This window comes from Paenibacillus ginsengarvi (assembly GCF_003626695.1).
GTDB classification, from domain to species: Bacteria; Bacillota; Bacilli; order Paenibacillales; family NBRC-103111; genus Paenibacillus_AB; species Paenibacillus_AB ginsengarvi.
The window spans coordinates 39,560-59,203 of sequence record NZ_RBAH01000013.1 but is presented as its reverse complement, the minus strand read 5'-3'; the positions used below and the strand labels follow the sequence as shown (position 1 = coordinate 59,203).

Genomic DNA, 19,644 nt, shown 5'->3' with positions numbered 1-19,644 from the left:
AACGAAAAAGGATATACCCTTCTCACCGAGAATATGAATAGAAAACCTTAGTAAAAACGAGTATAGGGGGTGCGAATATGGCGGTATTCAAAGAACAGACTAACCTTCTCAGAATTAGCTGGATATTCCTTTTAATTACTGGAATCGGGATCCTGATCTTTGGAATATTGGTTTCCGTGTACCCACAGACCGCAGGTTCTTATGATTTGGGATTGGTGCGAGCGCTTGGCATTGCAACGACAGGAATGGGTTTATTCGGTACCATGATCACGCTCCTGTCATACAGAAGAAAAGAAAGATGGGCATGGTTTATTCTTTGGTATTACCCCATTTTCTGGACTTTACATCTGGTGGGCGGGTTGCCACCAGAGAATGATCATATCCATCAAGTTGTTTTTATTGTTATATCTCTCCTGGGATTGATCATCCCTTTTAGACAATTCTTCCCGAGGAAACCATTACCTTGGAATTAAACAAAAGCGGATAGAATCCTGAGCATCACGCCCGGTTCAATCCGCTCTGCTGTTTTACTCGGCAGCCGTTGCTATTGGTTTTGTTTCTTGAACTATGCCATGTGGATGCTGTGGAGGCGCATAAATCGAGTAAAGTTTTATCGGCTTATTCCCCGTATTAATTAGATTGTGCCACGTTCCGGCAGGAACCATGATTGCATAATTTTCATGGACATTTGCTTGAAAATCCAATCTGTCTTTACTCTTTCCCATTTTAACAAGTCCTTGACCTTCTTCAATACGTAGGAACTGATCGAGTGTCGGATGAGTTTCCAAGCCGATATCTTCTCCAACGTTGATACTCATCAAAGTAACTTGTAGATGTCTTCCTGTCCATATTGCGGTTCGGTAATTATTGTTTTGCTTAGTAGCCTCTTCAATATTAATTACAAGTGGATTTGGCCCATAGTCCTTTAAGGCGATGTTTCCGTTATAATGATTTCTTTCGTTTTGAATATTCGTATAATGGAATAAATAAGGGTTATCATGAATGCTCCGATTGTTGTAATACCAGTTGTAATACATTGGATGGAGCCACTGGTGGTGGTACCCTAATTGACGGTACAATTGCAATTCCCTCCCCGATTATTACCTTCTTCATCCTATGCAATTGCCTATTTAAAGGAGTGTAAAATGGGCAGTAGCCTTCTTTAAACCCAAAAAGGATGTGCTTAAGATGGAGAATACTGACAAAAACGTTCCTCAATCAGCCAAAATCTCCCCATATAAACCCTACGCCGCTTATTTCGCATGCGTATGGTCGTTTACATTCGCCGCAAAAAGCTTCTACTGGGCTGCGGGAGGAACTGCCGGCACGGCGACGATTGGCGATACCATTACAGAGTTGTCACAATCCGCCTGGTTTTCATTGGTACTGTGGGGGACCGGCATTTCGAAAGCATTGGTCGGATTGCTCGCGCTTGCGCTTGTTCAACCTTGGGGAAGTAAGGTACCGCGCTGGATGTTACTCGTCGCCGCTTGGGGCACGGGAATCTTATTCACGCTATATGCGGGAGCTAACCTCGTCGTACGCGGGCTTATGAAAGCAGGGATCATGAGCACCCCCGAATCCATGCACTCGGAAGCGGCTCGTTGGCATCTGTTGCTATGGGATCCATGGTGGTTGCTCGGCGGTTTTCTGTTCATTAGGGCGGCCTGGACATTCACCCAGAGTGCGAAATAGCTCAATAGGCTGCCGGTGATGCTAGCAGCCTGAATATGAGAACATCGTACGCATAAAGAAAAACCAAAGCCGCGATACCGGTTGATCGGTAAACGCGGCTTCGGCGCCGGCATCACGAGATAGACGCCGCAAAAGGAGAAGCATATTCGGTAATTCCTTGCAAAATGCGACGTGCGTCTTCGTCCTTCATCGAGCCGAAACGGTTGGCCGCATCCACAATTTTCGGAAACAAATGAATGTCGCCTGCACTTGCCAATGCGACTACCCCGGGGAACGAAAGCGCAAAGTGAACGCAGGCATCGATGATGTCCTGCTGATCGAACGGTTCGTACCAAGTGGAGTAGTTTCGCGGCTGCCCATCGCCCCAAGGGCCTTTCGCAATCGCTTTAATGACTCTGACGGCTGCGTTCTGCTTCCCCGCTTCCTCCATAAACTTATCGAAATCTTCCTTGTACTGCGGGATGGAATACAAATAGTAGTTGAGCGGCAACAGCACCGTATCGAACGGGTATCGGCGAAGCGCTTCCAAATGAGTCGCCGGCGCGCCGTGTCCATGTCCGGTAATTCCGATCGCCTTGACGATTCCCTCTTCCTTGGCTTCGATCAGCGCTTCCAACGCCCCGCCTTTTCTCGTGCATAAGTCCAAGTTTTCGATGTCTCCTACAGCGTGCAATTGAATCAGATCCAGCGAATCGACCCGCAGTCTTTCCAAAGAGCGGCGAATTTGCTCTTTCGCTTTTTCTTTCGAGCGCTCCTCCGTCTTGGTCGCCAAAAAAATGCCGTCCCGAACATTTGGCATCCACGGACCCATGCGCACTTCGGCATCTCCATAACTGGCAGCGGTATCAAAATGATGCACGCCGTTATTCAGTGCGAACGATATCGATGTATCGGCTTCTTCCTGCGAAACAGAGCCCAGCTTCGCAGCGCCAAACATGATGACGGACGTCTTGTAATTCAGCCTGCCCATTGTACGTTCCAGCATAATACCAGCTCCTTGAATAGGATTAAGTATTCCGATACTCATAATTATAAGCTTTCCTGAACCCCCAGTCGAACTGGGGATTAGCAGCTTCTGTTATTAAGCATTTCGAAAATTAGATAATACCCCCATCAGTTGTTTTACGGACGGGGGTTGTGGTTGTTGCTATGATCTCATTCTATTTTATTCGGTTTGCGTGTCGGTATCCTCGTCATCATCAGCGCCTTCGCCAATCTTGTTACCTAAGGCTCCTCCTACGATGCCACCAACAACAGTACCAATAGGCCCTCCTAAAACAGTACCTACTGCAGCACCTACTGCACCGCCGCCGACGGTTCCTACCGCTTCTCCAGCATCAACTCCAGCCGTGTCGGTTGTGTTGCGGTCATAATTATCGTTTCGATTACGTTCGTTGTTTCTAGTCATCTATATCACCTCCTTAGGTTTTAATAAACGAGGTTTTGCAAAAATTATCTTGCCCATACCGATTTAAAAAAATACATCCCCTCCAGCATGTAGTAAGCAGACTGAGCTTTTGGCACTACTCGTTGAGAGGGCAGGAAATAAGGCCTAAGAACGTGACTAATCGTTCATTTCTTGAATTCGTAATGCAGCACCACGTTACCTGATTGGAAAACTCTCGCCTCAAGAAGAGAAAGACCGAACTGGTTTACATGCTGAAACAACGGTTTGCCTTCCCCGGCGACAACGGGTGTCACGATAAAAGAATTTCATCAATCAAACCAGCTTCGGCAAGTTGCTGCACGATAGTCCCACTTCCCATCACCAGAATGTCTGTACCCACTTCCTCCTTCAATTGCAACGCCGTCGCTTTTTAGAGACTCGGGCAGACCTATCGAAATAATAATTTGGATGATCCAGCAAATCTAGTTAAATTCAAAAAAAGCGGTCTTCGTCAGACCTCGCATGGAAAGACCTTTGGTTACAAATTCTAAAACGGTCATTACATTGCCTTATAGGAGGATATTAACCATGAATTGCAACGTTGGTAAAACCGAACAAGCGATTAGAATAACGGTTGGAGTAGCGATTGTCGGTTGGGGCCTGTACGCGAAAAGTTGGTGGGGGCTGATTGGATTAGCACCGATCATCACCGGTGTAACCCGTTATTGTCCGGCGAATGCTGTCCTTGGAATCCAAAATTGTGATGGAAATCGAGAGGAAGGCCGGCGGTTATTATCTTGATGTAGAAAGGCAGCCGATCGTTCTGTCCGGCTGCCGTCATGTCCATTCTTATGTTAAAAACCAAGACTCGTCTATACTGTCCAGCCTATATCGGCCCGTCGGACCCGGAGCCCGGTTAATCCATTTGCCCCTCGTAAAGTCGGGGATGCTGACCGGAGCGCTGCCAAGCGCAATCGAATCTTCGGAAAACACGGTAATCGCCATCCACCCCGCTGTATCGTAGACGTCGATCGGCGTGTCCGTCGCGTTTTTGACGCTTTCGGCAAAGGCGCGGAGCACCAGGTGATCCATGCCGCCGTGACCGCCTTTGACCCCGTCGCGCAAAAATTGCTTCCAGATCGGATGCTCGTATTCCTCGCGGTAGCCGCTGAACGATTCCCACTTATGTTGCGGGCTTCTTCCCTCGATATGAATCGAGTTGTTGTCCTCCATCCACAACCCTTTCGTCCCTTGCACCCGGCCCGCCCGGGAATAGGGGCGCGGAAGCGTCGTATCGTGAACGATCGAGATCGTTTCACCGTCGGCGCATTTGATCATCGTAGTGACGATGTCGCCTTGGGCAAACTCCGTTTTGGCCAGCGGGTCGTTTTCCCCGAACTTGTCCGCTGCCCACTGGCGAATGCCGCGCGCTTTCGACGACATCGAGGTCAAGGTCAAAAGCCGGTTGCCGCGGTTTATATTCAATAGTTTGGACACCGGGCCTAGCCCATGGATCGGATACAGTTCGCCGTTACGATGCAAATAGTTGCTGTAGCGGTTATGACGGTTCTGCTTGCCGAGCGCCACCTGGCTGCGCAGGTCATGCTCGTAGCCGCACTCACAATGAACGAGCTCGCCGAATAACCCCAGCTTGACCATATGGAGGACGGCAAGCTCTTCCCGTCCGTAACAGCAGTTTTCCAGCAGCATACAGGGAATACCGGTTTGCTCCGAAGTCCAGACCAGCTCCCAGATCTCCTCGAGGGCAGCGGCTCCGCCAACCTCGATCCCCGCATATTTGCCGGCTTTCATAGCCGCGCATGCGATCTCGGCATGTGTAATCCAAGTCGTGGCGATAATAACGCCTTGTATGTCGTCGCGGGCGAGCAACTGCTTGTAGTCCGAGTACCCTTCCGCCTTCGGCCTTCCCGTTTCCGCTACAATGTCCAGCGCTTTCTGCAAGCGGTCCTCATAAGGATCGCATACAGCCGGTATTTCCACGTCGTCCATGACTAGCAGATTACGGATCAAGCCGCTCCCTCTCGCGCCTAGCCCGATAACCCCCAATTTAACTTTTGATTCCGATTGCATGAACAATTCCTTCCTTTCAAAGCTCTACTATGACGACGTACTGCCATACGACCGTCACTTCCGAGAGCCTGTCCGACTTGTCGATTAGGTCTGGAGAAAAGCGGACCCCAGTTGATTCAGCTCTTCTTTGGCAACATTCGAAAGCAGCTGTTGCGCAAGAACGGCGGGATCGGAGATATAGGTCAGGAAATCCTGCATATAGGCCGCCGCTTGCGTATCGGCCCCTTGGTCAAGCAGAATGCCGACTATTTGCAGTCGATAATCCAACTGATCGGCAAATACCGCATTCATGTCACCTGTCGTTTCATATTGGCCGATGCGCTCTGCCATGATCGTCAGGATCGTCCGTGCACTCGCAATGGTGAAGCTTACCGAAGTCTCATTTCCGCTAGCACTCTTCACTACGAGCGTATATCTTCCTTCCACACCAACCGTTGTGCCGCTAAGCAGCGACTTCCCATTCAGCTTCGCGGTATACCCCATTACGGAATTGAAAGTTATGGTCACCTCTCCGCTGTAAGTCCCGCCATCGGTCACGCCGCTGATCATCGGCGACGATTTCAATACGGAGATATCTGCAGATCCGTTCGACACGTTCCCGAATAGATCGATTACGTATACCCGGTACAGTTGGGGCGGCAATCCAGTCGTATCCAGCGCCCCGTAAACGTTCTCCACTACCGCAGCCGCTCGTCCGCTGGCCGACTGACCAGCCGTTTCGATGGATGGCCTAGTAGCCTCCGTCTCTTTTGGCACCAAGTACAATATGCCGTCCTTCGTGCTCGTTGCCGACACCGACTCTCCCGCTGTCACCGGACCAGCAGTGACGTTCAGCAATTGCGGGGGAGTGGCGCCTGACGTGTCCTGCCACAGATAAAAGTCATCGAAATAAGCCGTGCCTTCAAAATTGTTCGCATTTAACCAAACCCCGATATAGATGGTGCCATCGTCCGGTATGATGAAGGAGAGCTCATACTTCGTCCAATCGGAATTCGCCGCGGCGCGAATGATGCCCAGATTGCCGCGCAGCAGGTTTTTGGCCGAATCGTATTTGCGCACCATGACTTCGGCCCCGGACGACGAAGACGGGTTCTTTATCCACACATTCAATGTATAAAATTGTCCGGGCAACACCGGCTGCACACTCGCATTGAGCGGGCTCACCGTCGTTTTCGTCGTTGGCGTCAGCGCGATCATCTCTGCCGAATACTGCCCGCTGTGATGTTCCTGGTCATTCCAAGCCATGTTGTTTCGAAAGGTCCAACTGTCCGGCATACCGTTCCTATCGCTGTCCAACTCGAAATCGGGGTTGATCAGCAGATTGGCCGTCTGCGGAGAAGACGATTTCGCCCATCCCGACGAACGGGTAGGTTCCGTCGGAACGTTCCGGACTTGCTCGAAGTCGTACAGAGTATCGGCCCACACGACGTGCCGCGAAGCGCTCTCTTTGCGGAAGGCTTCCAGCTGTTGCAAGCGCTGAACAAATTCCGCCCATGTTGCTTCGGCCGGACGCGTCCTCTCATAGCCGTATTCCACAACATCCCTCGTCAGTTCCAGATTGCGCAGTCCATCGCGAAAGAAGCCGATCCGCGCAAGCGCCTCTGCATCGCCAGTCGCCAGCGCTTCCGCTTGATCGAGTATGGCTCGTGCCTGGGTAAGTACGGTGTCCGTGTACAGATAGGGCAAAATTTCATAGCTGCCGACAATCGGCTCGAGCGTTAATCCATGTGCCCGTGCAAGGGTTTCATACGTTCCGTATGTGTCCCGGGATACCGTCTCGCCCGCATTCACCGTGTAGGCAGCATTGCCTGCGAATTGCTCCCAAAAGTCCAAGTAATCGGCAATCATCGGTTCAGCCGCACCAAACGCCGATGCATATTCCGTCAGCACCTCATCCACCGAAAGATCCGGCCGTTCCGACAGTCTTGCGACGAGGTAATACAAGGGGCCTTGCGTACCCCAGTTGCCCCGCAAGGTGTCGAAATCGAAGCCAACCATCTCATGCTCCCCGGCATACTTGAAGAAGTCGCCCTGCTCATGGAGAGGCAAATAAGGAGCAACCGCTCCGCTATACCACCAATTCGGGCGGAGGAACAGCTTCGCCCCCGCATCGGCCCAGTCTCGCCAGGCGTCATAGGTCCAGTACGTATTCACAAATCCCAGCACCATGCCGCCATTCAGTGTCACTCCGGCTGGAGGTGGTTCGCGGTAAGCGCTGTAAGCATAGGCGGAGAGTTCCACCTCAGGATTAATAAGACGCATTTTCTCCAGCAGCCTGTTCCAGAAGCGGACATACCGGGCGGTCAAATTCGCTTTCCCCGTCCAGATGCCGGCGATCGCCTGTCCGGCCGGCGTATCCATGGCCAGGCATGCCGCACTCACGCAGAAGCCGGTACCGTCATTCGGCGATACATTCCAATTATCGGGTGCTCCGGCCGCTTGCCACTCCTGAATGATCACATCGTCGACGGCGGGGTTACCGATATCCAGCTTGACCCGATCGGTCGGCCCCAAGCTATACCCCGCAGGCGGCATGGCGAAATATTCCGGATGAGTGGCGCTGTACTTGTCCCACCACTTGGTAAACGAATGACCAAACGTATAAGGACTGCGACTGCCCATCTGATGAAGGGACAACCAGTCCACGCCCTCTTGCGGAGTCGGGGCGGGAACTCTCAATCTCCGGTTCAATAGAGAAGGACGATCGATCACATCCATAGCGGGAACGAGGATATCATCCGACTTGGGTACGTACGTCCCGATCTCACCGGGCCAGAGCCAGCGCACGCCCATATAACGGTCGAGAAAATACGTCACGGCCCACAGATCGGCGCGCGACTCGCTTCCCATGAACACGAGATGGTTGCCCGAAGTCACGATCCGATACTCCTCTTCATCAAGCGTATCAGGAACGATGCCCAGCGATTGGGCGAGCGGTCCGGGACCAACGGCGATACGCACCGTCCCTTCCGGTACATGCTGCAGCCCCGCCATATTCACAACCGGCAAAATTACGCCGGTCGCCCGGTAAATGTCGTTCCGAAGCTCTTCCACCGCTTGCGGAAGCTTCGTTTCGCCATTTTGCATAACGATCACGCTGTTCGCCGCTCCGTTCTGCACCAAATACAGCGGATCGCCATATACGGCTCCGGACACCTGCGAAGAGCCTGAATCGGAGGAATTTCCGGTTGGAGCCGGACTTCCCTGCAAATTTTCGCCGCTTTCCCCTATTCCCCGAGCAAACCCGGTTCCAGGCAGCAGCAAACTAAAAAACAGACTAATCGTGACCACAACTGCAAAGGCAGACCTTCCCGCTTTGCCTAGCATACAAACCACCTCCCGAATGATTTATCCTTTCCGTCCAGGGGTTCCTTCCCGCTCCCGGTTCCACCAGCTTGCCTTTCGATTCTCTTTTCGTCGCTTGTCACTGCTTCTTTTTGGCCCGGATCGCCTGCGCCGCCGCATCGTTCGCTTCCCGCAGCACCGTGTTCACATCCGTACCGCCAATAATTTTGCGCTGCGCCTGATCGACGAATTTCACGACATCATCGTAGTACTTTCCTCTGTCTGCCACGCTCGCCTCGAGTTTAAAGATCGATTCGAGATTTTTCCCTTTCAGGAAAGGAAGGTTGCTGCTGTATTCGCTTCTCCATTCCGGTTTATTCAATCCGGGAATTCGTCCTTCCCGATTCATCTCCCGCTGAACTTCCTCGCTGGTAGCAACCGCCATAACCGCAAAAGCCTGCTTTTTGTATTTGCTTGTAGAGGATAAAATGAGCGATTGCGCATCCAGCGGCATCGCTTTGCCGGTACGTTCCGGAAAATCCGGATAAGTGACCATCCCCCAGTTGAACGTCGTACCGGCTTTGTTCATCTGCTTCATCTGATCGACATAATAAACCGATACCCCGGCATACATCGCGACGATCTGATCTTTGAAATACTGCGTTACCGGTACGATCTCGTCATTATTCGGCAAGCTGTAGATGTTCTGCAAGTAAGTGCCTGCTTTCTTCCATTTCTCGGAGTCCAGCAGCGGAGCGTCGGTTTTCGGGTCCGTATAGCTTGGAGTCAGTTGGGAAGCAAATTTGTCCAAGCCTGGGGTTAATAGCGGTCTGTACTTCACGCTGCCATCCGTACGCGCCACCCGTTTCCCCAGATTAATGACTTCATCCCAGGTCATATGATCGGTCGGATACCCTACGCCGAATTTATCGAAGATGTCTTTGTTATAAAATAAAGCCGACCCGTTGAGCGTAAACGGCAATCCAAGCAGCTGCCCCGGCGTTCCTTGACCCTGCAGCCATCCCATGGCAACCGGGTCGAACCGGCTTGTTTCTACCTTCTCCGTCTTCATCAGCTCCGTTATATCCGCTGGCAGCTTCGTATCCAGCAAAGCCGACCAGCCGCCCTGCGAATTATAAATAATATCCATTTGTTCGCCGGCGGCCACCATATCCTGAAGCTGCGTGCCCGTTCCCGCCCGGACCAATTTTAAGGTAATGTGTGGATACTTTTTCTTTACCGGTTTTACAAAATACGCTTCAAATTCCTCATCCGGCAAATCCCCCCTGGCCACATAAAAAACAAGCGTAACCGGTTCCGGTGGAACTTCCGGTTCCTTGGTCGATGGAGCAGCCGATGATGCTTCCTTCGAAACTCCTTCCGCTTGTTGCGGACTGCCGTTACAACCTGCGAGTGACACACTCGCCAAGAAGATGCTGCCAAGAAGCAAAACCAGTGATTTTTCCACAAAAACACCCTCCAATTTCCCTAATTCGAAATCGCTTTCATTTCCTAACGACTTAACACAATCGGTCAATCGGTTATGCCTTCGCGTACCGGAAACATCACCTCCAACCTTTTACTAAACAGTTTACATTCCTTATAAATCATAATAGTATTGGATTTCTAATGCGTATTATACAAAACTGTTACATAATGATCAATCCCATATTTTTTATTATTTTTGAGTTTTCCGGCTTTTTTAAACGTCGATAGACGTTTTTGTATTGCAAACCATGCAACCGTTTCCTATAATAATGATCATCATCCCTACAGAAATTGTGATCGCACAACATAAGGAGAGTTGATTCACCATGACGACGATTCGAGATGTCGCCAAGGCCGCCGGGGTCACCATCGCTACAGTATCCAGGGCACTCAACAATGAACCGGGCGTCAACGAGCTGACGCGACATAAAATCGCAGCTATCGCCCGCGAGATGAATTACGTCCCCAATATGGCCGCCAAACGGCTCGCAAACAAAAAATCGAATTGCATCGGCATTATTTGGTATAACGCGCAAGGTTTGTTTTACAGCCGTTGGTGCAACGACATGCAGCGGCGGGCGGATTTGCGCGGGTTTTCGACGATGATCTCGCTCGCCAAGCCGGATCAAGCGCTTCGACAATTCAAAGAACATTTCATCGACCGGATTATTTATTGGTGCCGTCCGCAATCGACGCCAACCTTGGAGTTCCTTCAGGAAAACCAAGGCTTTGCGGGCTCCGTACTCATAATGGGGGGAAACTCCGTAGAAAACACGCACCGAATCGGCATCAATCGGAAAGACGCCATCTTTAAAGCGGTACAGCACTTGGCAGAGCTCGGTCATCAGCGCATCGCGTTCGTCGGTCAAGACGCGGAAAAGTTGGCGGGCTTTATGCAGGGTTTGCTTGAATTCCAATTGTTTTATCATCCGGATTTCATCATTCATCACAGTTCTCCGTCCCCGCTGCCCGAAGCCAGTTTGTCTGGCCTCATCCGTAAAGGGCCGCAGGAAAGACCGACCGCCTTCGTTGTGGACAGCCATGGTATGCTGTTCGAATTTATTCGGATTACGAAAAAACATAATATTAGCATTCCGAAACATTTTGCCTTGATTGTATATGACAGCATTCCAGAGATGGAACAAATTCTCGACGTCCCGCTGACGACGGTTGGCCCGAGCATCGATCGGCTGAGCGAGGCGGCTCTCGATATTTTGACTGCCGAAGAGCCGGATTCTCCTGACGGCAAATGGATCGACATCACCGTGGAAGCTGAATTGACGATTCGCGAATCGGTGCTTCGCCCCGAGGAGATGATGGACATCTAACTTTTCGATGCTTCGGCTTGAAAGTGCGTTTTCAGCTGATGTTCTTCTCATACGAACTACAAAAAAGACCTAAGTCGCCAATGGCGCTAGGTCTCCTGCATGTATAGGCTTGTACATCAATCGTTACTCATTCTCCATCGTGCTGATATCGATCACAAAACGATACCGGACATCCGAAGCCAATACGCGATCCCAGGCTTCGTCGATCTGTTTCGCGGCTATAACCTCGATCTCGGGGGCAATGTTATGTTCGGCGCAAAAATCCAACATTTCCTGAGTTTCGCGAATACCGCCGATCATCGATCCGGCAAACGAGCGACGATGCGGGATCAGGGAGAATACCTGAACCGGCAGCGGTTCTGACGGCGCACCGACGTTGACCAAGGTACCGTCTAATGCCAGCAACGAAAGGTAGGCATTAATATCGATCTTCGCACTCACCGTATTCACAATGAGGTCGAATGAACCGGCGAGCCGCTTAAACGTCTCCTGATCGCTCGTGGCAAAATAATGGTCGGCCCCTAGCCGCAAACCGTCTTCTTTCTTCTTCAACGATTGTGATAATACCGTAACCTCCGCCCCCATAGCATGAGCGAGCTTCACAGCCATATGCCCAAGTCCGCCCAGACCGACAACAGCAACCTTCTTCCCGGGAGCGGCCCCCCAGTGGCGCAGCGGCGAATAGGTGGTGATGCCGGCACACAAGAGAGGAGCGGCGACGTCAAGCTCCATACCGCCAGGAATTTTAACCACGAAGTCTTCGGTTACGACGATGTGCGTGGAATAGCCACCCTGTGTATAGTGTCCATACCGGTCGATCGCTCCGTAAGTCCCCGTATTTCCACTTAGACAATACTGCTCTTCTCCCTTATGGCAGTTCACACACTTCCCGCAGGAGTCAACCATACAGCCTACCCCTACCCGGTCGCCTACAGCATACTTGCTGACATCCGAACCAACCTGAGTGACAATTCCAGCGATCTCATGTCCCGGAACGAGCGGATATTGTACCGGTCCCCAATCGCCGCGAGCGGTATGGATATCAGAGTGGCATATACCCGCGTATTTTATCGCAATGAGAACATCATGAGGCTTGAGATCCCTGCGCTCTATCGTAGTTTGTTTGAACGAACCTTCTGCGTTGAATACAGCACGTGCACTAGCAGTAATCATATAAATCCTCCTTGAAATAAACAACGCGAAGCCAATAACCAAATCACATTGTTTAATCAACTTATGTCTATTATTATAAAGTGTAGAGGAGCAGATTCAATGGTTAATAAAACGTAAAACGTTGATAAATCAACAAAATATATAGAAAATGTTCATTAACTCAGAAGGCCAGGTGAATGTTGATCGATGACCAAAGTGGACCGGAGAATTGTTAAAACGCAAGAATCCTTGAAAAAAGCGGTTATTGAGCTAATGTCTGAAAAAAACTTTGACGAAATTACGATTCAGGATATCGCAGACCGAGCCAATGTAAACCGCGGAACCATCTATCTTCATTATCAGGATAAATATGATTTATTGGATAAACTCATAGAAACCCACTTCATTCAATTAGTTGAAATGGATAAATGGGCTTGTGAATTGGATTGGACCGATGCTCTTGTGCCCTATTTTGAATATTTCGAGCAAAACTATTTGTTTTTTTCGACGATGCTGGCCAGTAAAGAGGCTAAAGGCGCCCCATCGTCGTTCAGAACACGGCTGCTTGCTTCTTTTATCGAAGGATTCAAAGGAGAGATTGACAGAGAAAGCGGCAAAAATGCTGAATTAAGTGAAGAGGTTCTGCTGCATTACGCCGGAACGGCATATGTAGGGGTTATTGAATGGTGGATTCGGAATGGTATGCCGTATCCGCCGCAAGTCATGGCCAAACAAGTCGGCACTTTGTTAGGGAGAAGTCTTTAGATCATGCGATTGTGCAAAAAGAAGCCCGCAGGCCAACAAGCCGCGGGCAATTTTATATAAAAAAGGGGGTCAACTACATCTTAACCGCGGAATGTTAGCGGAATATAAACCGAATGTTACATTTCGATTACACTCTAAAGCTCAAGCGGCCAATCCATGCTGCCCCTATTTTCGAAATTGAGGATTATTTTTTAACCACAGGCACCCAAAATTCGCCGTAGAAAGTGCCGTCGCCGTTATCCTTGCGATAAGTCGCATTTGGACCGCCGATGTAGGCATAGTCGGTGACTTGGGCCAAGACTTCACCAAAAGCATGGTAAGTCAGCTGATCGAACAAAGTTTCCTTGTCGCCATTTCCTGCGACCACGATGTACTCGCTCTCCGGAAACTCGATGAGGCGCGTTGCGTCAGCTACTGATTTGCCAGCTTCTACCGCGAAATAATTCCACGGTTTCCCTTGATAAACCTCGTTGACTGACCATTCGCGATCGTTTTTTGCCGCGTCTTTGAGCTTCGCGAAACGCCCGTCAGCCTTGAGTCCGCCCCAGAACTCGGATTTTTCCTTCTGCATAGCCGGAACGTCTTGGAAATTCGACCGGATTGAAAAACCATAACCGGTCAATGTGAACGATTTTTTGTGCTCAAGTGTGTAAGCTGCCATGGGAATGCTCCTTTTATCCAAGTTTAACTTCTGCGGGTTGGTTAGCGATTAGCCTTCGACTTTCTTTACGCGAAGCCACATTTCGCCGTAAAATTCACCGTTCTCAGCGGCTTGGACGAATGTGGAGTTACCAGGACCAACGTATTGGTAGTTTTTGATTTCTTGCAGCATGCCGCCGAAAACTTTGCCTGTGATTTCGTCAGCAAGACGGTCTTTGTTTGCGCCTGTGCCAGGTACGACAAGGTAGTCGCCAGCGAGAAAATCGAGGACGACCGCGCCTTCCACCTCGAACTCCCCCATCACGCCGAAGCCGCGCCAAGCCTTGCCGTCGACGACATAGTTGATTTGATATTCTTGCCCGTCAGCGAGCGCGAGAAGTTTAGCAAGCTCGCCGTTTTCTGTGATTTCGGCTTTTTTCGCCGCAGTTTTTGCAGCATTACCTGCCCAGTCGTTGAAATCTTGAAATGTGACACCGAAAGCAGTCATTTTGTAGTTTTCCGAGATGGTTTTGATGGAGTAGTTAGGCATGTTATTTTCTCCTTTGCGGGTTTAGTTTTTACAAGATTGATAGTACCCCTTGAATGTATCAAAAAATGATACGTTTTTATTGCTACATTTTTGGTACAATAAAATCATGAAGAAAACAGAACGAGTGAACTTGATTATGCGCTACATCAATAACCGCGCGCATTTTACGATTGCCGAAATTCAACGGGAGTTCAAGATTTCCCGCGCGACGGCGATTCGCGACATTAACGAGATTCAGGCAATGGGTTTTCCGCTGACGACTGAGCTTGGGCGCGGTGGCGGCTACTTTGTCCTGCAAAATCAGTATTTGCCCGCCGTCCGCTTCACGCCGGAAGAGCTGAAAGCGATTTTTATCAGCTTTATCGCCTCGAAAAATTCGCAGCTGCCTTATTTGCAAAATCGCCGTTCGATCACTGAAAAACTCATCGGCATCGCGTCGCAAACCCAGCAAGACGAACTTATCGAGCTGAATCATATGTTGCTTTTCGAAAATACAAATCCCGCCAATCCGAATCTTCTCGAGCTCGACGATGCGGCGCCTGCGGAGCTGAACCAGCTGATTTCGCTTGCTGTGCGGGATAGGCATTTGCGCTTGACTTATGAGCTGAACCCGGGCTGGCCGCAGCTCATGGACGTTTTTTTGCTGCATATTTTTAACTCGAACGCTCAGTGGCGGGTCGAGGTTTATGATTTTGATACGGATGAGTTTCGGTATTTGCCTGTTGAGATGCTGCGGGATTCCGCCATTTCCGAGCAGGAGATGAAGTGGTCCGAGCAAGAGATTTTAAGCAAAAAGCGGCTTGGCGCACGTGATGCCAATCTTGTTGTGAAGCTTGATATGACTGGAATTCAGCGCTTTAAGCGCATGCACCCGCCGGGGATTATTTTGTCCTTGACCGGGATGTTTCAGTCAAGCGGGATTTTCAATGTTCAACTGGATGTGACCGATGCGGAGACACTGGCGTATTATGCGGATTGGCTTTTGTTTTTGGGGAAAGGGGTCGAGTTTGAGCGGATTCCTGAGGAGCTGCGCGTGATTTTGCAAGAGCGTTTCCATAAGGGAAAATTTCTTGTTTAAAGTAAACTCACTGCAAACATAAAAACGGCCATCCCCGCCCAGTCGGACGGAAATGGCCGTTATGGCGGCGCCGGAGCGCCTTTGGCCTTCAGTTCGCCTTCGTCTTCGTGAGTCTCGTACCGCGAACGGATGCCACTGCGTATACGACGAGCGCTGACCAGATGAGCGCGAAGCCGACAAGCAGAACCGGCGAGACCGCTTCTTTGAATACGAATACGCTCAAAAACAGCATGATCGTCGGTCCGATGTATTGTACGAATCCGAGCGTGGACAGCGTCATCCGTGCAGCCGCTCGCGCAAAGAAAAGCAGCGGCAGCGCCGTTACCACGCCGGACAGAAGCAGCTCGGAGAAAGTGAACGCAGGCAGCGTCCATGCCGTCGTTTTTCCCACGGCGGCCAAGTAGATCCAGTATCCGAGCGCGAAGGGCAGGACGACCGCCGTCTCCGACAGCAAGCCTATAGAAGCGTCTTGCCCGATCTTCTTCTTCGCTAAGCCGTACAAGCTAAACGACGCAGCAAGCGAGATCGCGATCCACGGGAACCGCCCGTAGTCGATGGCGATGATAAGCACCGCGGCGCTAGCGATGGCAATCGCGAGCCATTGGCTGCGGTTTGGCTTCTCGCGAAGGAAAACGACCGCCAGCAGCACGTTCAGCAGCGGGTTCAAGTAATAGCCGAGACTTGTCTCGACCACATGGCCGTTGTTAACCGCCCAGATGAAGATGAGCCAATTCGCTGCGATCAGCAGTCCGCTGGCTGCGAGCGGCAGCAGATGCGCACGGCTAGCCGCAATCCGCTTCATTTCGCCCCATCGCCGCTGGACGGCGACGAGAATACCCATGAAGACGAACGACCAGACGACTCGATGTGATAAAATCTCGCCTGCCGGGACGTCGGTAAACAGCTTCCAATAAAGCGGGAGTACCCCCCACATGATATACGCGATAATGGCGTTGACCAAACCGTTGTTCATAACCAATTCCCCACTTCTCCCTCTATGTCAGAACGGATTATACGCCTCGCTCCGCGCTTAAGCAAAGGAAATATTTGGTCGGCCTTCCACCCGCGAAAACAAAAAAATCCTGATAGTACCAGGATTTTTTACGGGTTTAACTTATCGGCTCTGCATTAGAGCATACCCGCAGATGCGGCTCGGCTTGTTATTTGGCGCTTTTCGCCAGCATGTCTGCTATCAGATCCGCCTGCCCCAGAATGGAAATCGGATCTTAATACAAATACGTTTTATAATCGAGCGTATATACTTTATTGTTTTTTACAGCCGGTATGTTTTTCCAAATGGGACTGTCCAAAATAGCTTTAACCTGCTCTTCCGTCGTGCCGTCGTTCATACAAATAAAGATTCGGTCGACATTCGCATACGTAGGAAGCATCTCCATCGATATTTCAACGATCTGCTTGCCGCTGTCGATGACCTGCTGCTGTACAAACTCCGGCGCCTTCAGCTTCAGCATGTTGTAAATGACTTCCCCGCCGCGGCCGTAATTATCGCCCAGCAGCGATATTTTTTTCTCGCGGACATTGATGATTACAGCCGTTTCTCCGTCCTTGACCGCGCCTTTAATCTTCTCGCGGCTTTCTTTCGCCTTCTGCTCGTATTTGGCCAGCCAGTCGGCCGCTTCCTTCTGTCTTCCAAGCGTGTCCCCGAGCAGCTTTACTTCTTCCCGGACATTTTTGTAAGCTGTGTACGGGATGAACACCGTCGGCGCAATTTTGGAAAATTTATCGTAGTCCGCTTCGGCAAAGCCGTTGATGACAATCAGATCCGGGTTCATGGAGGCTACTTTCTCCACAGAGCCCGGTGCCCCGATATCTTCCATTTTGGCTTCCTGCTCCTTCAGAAACGGACTGCCCATCCACCATTCCTTATTGGCTCCGATGGCGTTTATGCCCAAGGCGGCCAGCGTACCGTGATAATAGGCGGCAACGACGCGCTTCGGCTCCGCGGGAATCGTTACCTCTCCCTTTTCCGATTTAACTACTCTGGTTTTGTTTCCTTCCGCTTGATTCGTTACCGGTTTTACAGCAGTCTGCTGTTCCGTGTTCGTTCCCGATGAAGTGCCACAGCCGCTGCCTATAACCACAAGCGCCGCCATGCAAAGCGCTGCCCAACCTTTTATTGCCAACATGCACTGTCGCTCCCCTGTCTCTTGTTTGTTTGATAATGATAATTATTATCATAGTCATCATAACAAGTACTACAGGAAGCAGTCCATACACATTCGTGATGGTTACAGGCTACGATTGTGACCGGGACCGGGCAGCACACGCTTTAAGATTTCCTGCATTTGCATCTCAAGCGATAACGGATCGAAGCCGTAAAACAACTCGGGATTGACCTCATACACTTGATTTTTTACAACGGCACTGAACTTCTTCCAGTTCGGATGCGCTTTGAACGATTTCACATTATCTGTCCAGTTGGATTCGTAGTTCATCAGAAACAGATGGTCGGCTGAATAATCGCCTAGCTCCGCAGGCGTAACGCACACATTAAGCAAGCCTTGATCGATAATTCGCTCCTTCACGGCGGCAGGAGGCGGAAGCTGCAGTTCCCGGTAAAGCATCGGTCCGCCCATACTTCTCAAATCGCCATAGATGTACATTTTTCCGGATACGACTTTCATAATGGCGAAAGTGTCCTGCCCGTTCAGGATGCCGCTCAGCTTCTTTTTCGCCTCCGTCAGCCGCTGCTCGAACGACCTCAGCCAATCCTCCGCCTCCTTCTGCTTGCCGACCACCTCCGCCATATACCGGAGCTGCTCCCGCCAGCCGATTTTCTCCATATCGATCGCCGCGACTGGCCCAAGCTGGACCACCTTAGCCAAATCCATCTTATGCACATTGCAGAAGACGAGATCCGGATTCAGCTCGCTGATCATCTGAAAGCTCCGGTCGTCCAAACCCTCTATGGGTAGAAAATCGTGCTTGTCCAGCAAACTCTTGTAATGCGATGCCATCCAATCCGTTAGGATCCCGGCACGAGGAATAACGCCAAGAGTAAGCAAGCAGGAAGTCAAGCCTGCGTACAAGGTGACGTATTTTTTAGCCTGATGAATATAGGCGCTTGGCGATACTCCGACCAGCTGTTTGAATTTGCGGCTGAAATAGTACGGGTTCTGAAATCCGACCCGACCGGCAACCTCGTTAACACTGGATTTGGAAAGCAGCAGCAGCTCTCGGGACTTCTCAATGCGAAACTGGAGTAAGTACTCGATGAAGCTCATGCCCTTCTCCTTCTTGAACAACCGGGAAAAATGCTCGGGCGATACGCCAAGCTGCTCGGCTAACTGATCGCGCGTCAAATCGTCACCGTAGCTTTCATGAATCATTTCAACCGCCTGCTCAATAACGTCAGTAGGATCGCTATCGCTAGGATTCGCCTCCAGCCGGCTGCAAGCGATAATATCCAGCAACGTATAAAATAGCAGCTGCCTCTTGATCGAATTTCGCGGATCGCGGCTGTCGCCCCCTTCGTGGAGCTCCTTAAACAATTGCAGCGCCCGATAAGGTGAATGCAGACGCTTCGGTTCCGGGACGATCGCAGAGAACCGCTCCGAACGGTATGTTCCTCCCGCTGCCGGGCTGCCGGTTCTGCTTACCGCTTCGATAGTCATCCGATCCAGTTGCAGGACGCTCCCGCTAGTATTGACCACATGCATGCCGCTGCCCGCAGGCGCGTATACAACGAGCCCATAACGCAGCTCAATCTTCTTTCCGTCCATATACAGCTCGCCGGTTCCTTCCCGAACTAGCAGCAGCATATCCGCTTCCGTCACATTCCATTCCTTTTGGGCATAAGGCTCATAGGCAAGCATCTTGGTCTCGAGCAAGACCGCAATTTGCGCGTTTCGCTGCAAATAAGCCGGATCGTCCGCCTCGCTGCGGATTGCCCGGTTCTGTATGCCGTTCAGCCGTTTGCGCTGCTCCTTGAGCACTTGCCGAATGTTTGCGGCTTCCTCATCGCTGAGCTTGCCCAAATGTTTAACAACCCGATGCTTATGACACCCTGCCCCGTCCTTGTAAGTCTCGACAATTTTATAGTAGCTGTACGTCCTTCCGCTTTTTGTAAACTGAGACTTCTTAAGAAACATAAGAGCGTTTTCCTCCAATGTTTTGGTCACTTTTTTGGGTAACAATTTAAATTTTACATTTCACTGTGGGATTG

19 protein-coding genes are annotated in these 19,644 nt (G+C 50.7%); 6 read left to right on the top strand and 13 right to left on the bottom strand.

Going from position 1 to position 19,644, the window contains the following annotated elements; genetic code table 11:
• Positions 1-77 precede the first annotated feature (77 nt).
• On the top strand, positions 78-473 hold the full coding sequence (locus D7M11_RS18405; protein WP_205127070.1) for a hypothetical protein: 396 nt from the start codon (positions 78-80) through the stop codon (positions 471-473).
• A 54-nt stretch (positions 474-527) separates the two neighbouring features.
• On the opposite strand, the gene D7M11_RS18400 is transcribed toward D7M11_RS18405, so the two are convergent.
• Positions 528-1,037 carry a cupin domain-containing protein gene (locus D7M11_RS18400; protein WP_120748806.1) on the bottom strand — a complete coding sequence of 170 codons (510 nt, stop codon included), beginning with the start codon at positions 1,035-1,037 and terminating at the stop codon, positions 528-530.
• Between the two features lie 151 nt (positions 1,038-1,188).
• Here D7M11_RS18400 and D7M11_RS18395 point away from each other — a divergent pair, with 151 nt between their 5' ends.
• Positions 1,189-1,695, top strand: a complete 507-nt coding sequence (locus tag D7M11_RS18395; RefSeq protein ID WP_120748709.1) for a DUF3995 domain-containing protein — start codon at positions 1,189-1,191, stop codon at positions 1,693-1,695.
• Positions 1,696-1,807: 112 nt separating this feature from the next.
• Here D7M11_RS18395 and D7M11_RS18390 read toward each other — a convergent pair whose 3' ends face one another.
• From D7M11_RS18390 to D7M11_RS37435, 3 genes are all read right to left on the bottom strand, one after another.
• On the bottom strand, positions 1,808-2,680 hold the full coding sequence (locus D7M11_RS18390; RefSeq protein WP_120748708.1) for an aldo/keto reductase: 873 nt from the start codon (positions 2,678-2,680) through the stop codon (positions 1,808-1,810).
• 180 nt (positions 2,681-2,860) lie between these two features.
• Entirely contained in the window at positions 2,861-3,103 is a 243-nt protein-coding gene (locus D7M11_RS18385; protein ID WP_120748707.1) for a glycine zipper domain-containing protein, read from the bottom strand.
• Between the two features lie 289 nt (positions 3,104-3,392).
• Complete coding sequence (locus tag D7M11_RS37435) at positions 3,393-3,494, bottom strand: dihydrofolate reductase family protein (RefSeq protein ID WP_240041187.1); 102 nt, start codon at positions 3,492-3,494, stop codon at positions 3,393-3,395.
• A gap of 176 nt (positions 3,495-3,670) precedes the next feature.
• Here D7M11_RS37435 and D7M11_RS18375 point away from each other — a divergent pair, with 176 nt between their 5' ends.
• Complete coding sequence (locus D7M11_RS18375) at positions 3,671-3,883, top strand: YgaP family membrane protein (protein WP_120748706.1); 213 nt, start codon at positions 3,671-3,673, stop codon at positions 3,881-3,883.
• Between the two features lie 48 nt (positions 3,884-3,931).
• Here D7M11_RS18375 and D7M11_RS18370 read toward each other — a convergent pair whose 3' ends face one another.
• From D7M11_RS18370 to D7M11_RS18360, 3 genes are all read right to left on the bottom strand, one after another.
• Positions 3,932-5,173 (bottom strand): Gfo/Idh/MocA family protein, encoded by a 1,242-nt coding sequence (locus D7M11_RS18370; protein WP_120748705.1) that lies wholly within the window; start codon positions 5,171-5,173, stop codon positions 3,932-3,934.
• A gap of 84 nt (positions 5,174-5,257) precedes the next feature.
• Positions 5,258-8,500, bottom strand: a complete 3,243-nt coding sequence (locus D7M11_RS18365; protein ID WP_120748704.1) for a DUF4838 domain-containing protein — start codon at positions 8,498-8,500, stop codon at positions 5,258-5,260.
• A gap of 97 nt (positions 8,501-8,597) precedes the next feature.
• On the bottom strand, positions 8,598-9,926 hold the full coding sequence (locus D7M11_RS18360; RefSeq protein ID WP_158606696.1) for an ABC transporter substrate-binding protein: 1,329 nt from the start codon (positions 9,924-9,926) through the stop codon (positions 8,598-8,600).
• A gap of 346 nt (positions 9,927-10,272) precedes the next feature.
• On the opposite strand from D7M11_RS18360, the gene D7M11_RS18355 reads away from it, so the two are divergent.
• Complete coding sequence (locus tag D7M11_RS18355) at positions 10,273-11,274, top strand: LacI family DNA-binding transcriptional regulator (protein WP_120748702.1); 1,002 nt, start codon at positions 10,273-10,275, stop codon at positions 11,272-11,274.
• A gap of 123 nt (positions 11,275-11,397) precedes the next feature.
• On the opposite strand, the gene D7M11_RS18350 is transcribed toward D7M11_RS18355, so the two are convergent.
• Entirely contained in the window at positions 11,398-12,447 is a 1,050-nt protein-coding gene (locus D7M11_RS18350) for an NAD(P)-dependent alcohol dehydrogenase (protein WP_120748701.1), read from the bottom strand.
• 186 nt (positions 12,448-12,633) lie between these two features.
• Here D7M11_RS18350 and D7M11_RS18345 point away from each other — a divergent pair, with 186 nt between their 5' ends.
• Complete coding sequence (locus tag D7M11_RS18345; protein ID WP_120748700.1) at positions 12,634-13,191, top strand: TetR/AcrR family transcriptional regulator; 558 nt, start codon at positions 12,634-12,636, stop codon at positions 13,189-13,191.
• 184 nt (positions 13,192-13,375) lie between these two features.
• Here D7M11_RS18345 and D7M11_RS18340 read toward each other — a convergent pair whose 3' ends face one another.
• A complete protein-coding gene (locus D7M11_RS18340; RefSeq protein WP_120748699.1) occupies positions 13,376-13,852 on the bottom strand; it encodes a GyrI-like domain-containing protein in 477 nt (158 codons plus the stop codon).
• Positions 13,853-13,900: 48 nt separating this feature from the next.
• Positions 13,901-14,380 (bottom strand): hypothetical protein, encoded by a 480-nt coding sequence (locus tag D7M11_RS18335; RefSeq protein WP_120748698.1) that lies wholly within the window; start codon positions 14,378-14,380, stop codon positions 13,901-13,903.
• A 106-nt stretch (positions 14,381-14,486) separates the two neighbouring features.
• On the opposite strand from D7M11_RS18335, the gene D7M11_RS18330 reads away from it, so the two are divergent.
• Entirely contained in the window at positions 14,487-15,458 is a 972-nt protein-coding gene (locus D7M11_RS18330; protein ID WP_240041186.1) for a helix-turn-helix transcriptional regulator, read from the top strand.
• Between the two features lie 88 nt (positions 15,459-15,546).
• On the opposite strand, the gene rarD is transcribed toward D7M11_RS18330, so the two are convergent.
• The 3 genes from rarD to D7M11_RS18315 form a co-directional block, all read right to left on the bottom strand.
• On the bottom strand, positions 15,547-16,431 hold the full coding sequence (rarD, locus tag D7M11_RS18325; protein ID WP_120748805.1) for an EamA family transporter RarD: 885 nt from the start codon (positions 16,429-16,431) through the stop codon (positions 15,547-15,549).
• A 253-nt stretch (positions 16,432-16,684) separates the two neighbouring features.
• Positions 16,685-17,605, bottom strand: coding sequence for an ABC transporter substrate-binding protein (locus tag D7M11_RS18320; protein WP_120748696.1), 921 nt, complete (start codon positions 17,603-17,605; stop codon positions 16,685-16,687).
• Positions 17,606-17,707: 102 nt separating this feature from the next.
• Positions 17,708-19,570: a helix-turn-helix domain-containing protein gene (locus D7M11_RS18315; protein WP_120748695.1), complete on the bottom strand. Its 1,863-nt coding sequence runs from the start codon at positions 19,568-19,570 to the stop codon at positions 17,708-17,710.
• Between the last annotated feature and the right edge of the window lie 74 nt (positions 19,571-19,644).

Bases quoted from the DNA above. Each gene is read 5' to 3' on its own strand.
- D7M11_RS18405 (WP_205127070.1), top strand. From the start codon at position 78: ATGGCGGTATTCAAAGAACAGACTAACCTTCTCAGAATTAGCTGGATA.
- D7M11_RS18400 (WP_120748806.1), bottom strand. From the start codon at position 1,037: ATGTATTACAACTGGTATTACAACAATCGGAGCATTCATGATAACCCT.
- D7M11_RS18395 (WP_120748709.1), top strand. From the start codon at position 1,189: ATGGAGAATACTGACAAAAACGTTCCTCAATCAGCCAAAATCTCCCCA.
- D7M11_RS18390 (WP_120748708.1), bottom strand. From the start codon at position 2,680: ATGCTGGAACGTACAATGGGCAGGCTGAATTACAAGACGTCCGTCATC.
- D7M11_RS18385 (WP_120748707.1), bottom strand. From the start codon at position 3,103: ATGACTAGAAACAACGAACGTAATCGAAACGATAATTATGACCGCAAC.
- D7M11_RS18375 (WP_120748706.1), top strand. From the start codon at position 3,671: ATGAATTGCAACGTTGGTAAAACCGAACAAGCGATTAGAATAACGGTT.
- D7M11_RS18370 (WP_120748705.1), bottom strand. From the start codon at position 5,173: ATGCAATCGGAATCAAAAGTTAAATTGGGGGTTATCGGGCTAGGCGCG.
- D7M11_RS18365 (WP_120748704.1), bottom strand. From the start codon at position 8,500: ATGCTAGGCAAAGCGGGAAGGTCTGCCTTTGCAGTTGTGGTCACGATT.
- D7M11_RS18355 (WP_120748702.1), top strand. From the start codon at position 10,273: ATGACGACGATTCGAGATGTCGCCAAGGCCGCCGGGGTCACCATCGCT.
- D7M11_RS18350 (WP_120748701.1), bottom strand. From the start codon at position 12,447: ATGATTACTGCTAGTGCACGTGCTGTATTCAACGCAGAAGGTTCGTTC.
- D7M11_RS18345 (WP_120748700.1), top strand. From the start codon at position 12,634: ATGACCAAAGTGGACCGGAGAATTGTTAAAACGCAAGAATCCTTGAAA.
- D7M11_RS18340 (WP_120748699.1), bottom strand. From the start codon at position 13,852: ATGGCAGCTTACACACTTGAGCACAAAAAATCGTTCACATTGACCGGT.
- D7M11_RS18335 (WP_120748698.1), bottom strand. From the start codon at position 14,380: ATGCCTAACTACTCCATCAAAACCATCTCGGAAAACTACAAAATGACT.
- D7M11_RS18330 (WP_240041186.1), top strand. From the start codon at position 14,487: ATGAAGAAAACAGAACGAGTGAACTTGATTATGCGCTACATCAATAAC.
- rarD (WP_120748805.1), bottom strand. From the start codon at position 16,431: ATGAACAACGGTTTGGTCAACGCCATTATCGCGTATATCATGTGGGGG.
- D7M11_RS18320 (WP_120748696.1), bottom strand. From the start codon at position 17,605: ATGTTGGCAATAAAAGGTTGGGCAGCGCTTTGCATGGCGGCGCTTGTG.
- D7M11_RS18315 (WP_120748695.1), bottom strand. From the start codon at position 19,570: ATGTTTCTTAAGAAGTCTCAGTTTACAAAAAGCGGAAGGACGTACAGC.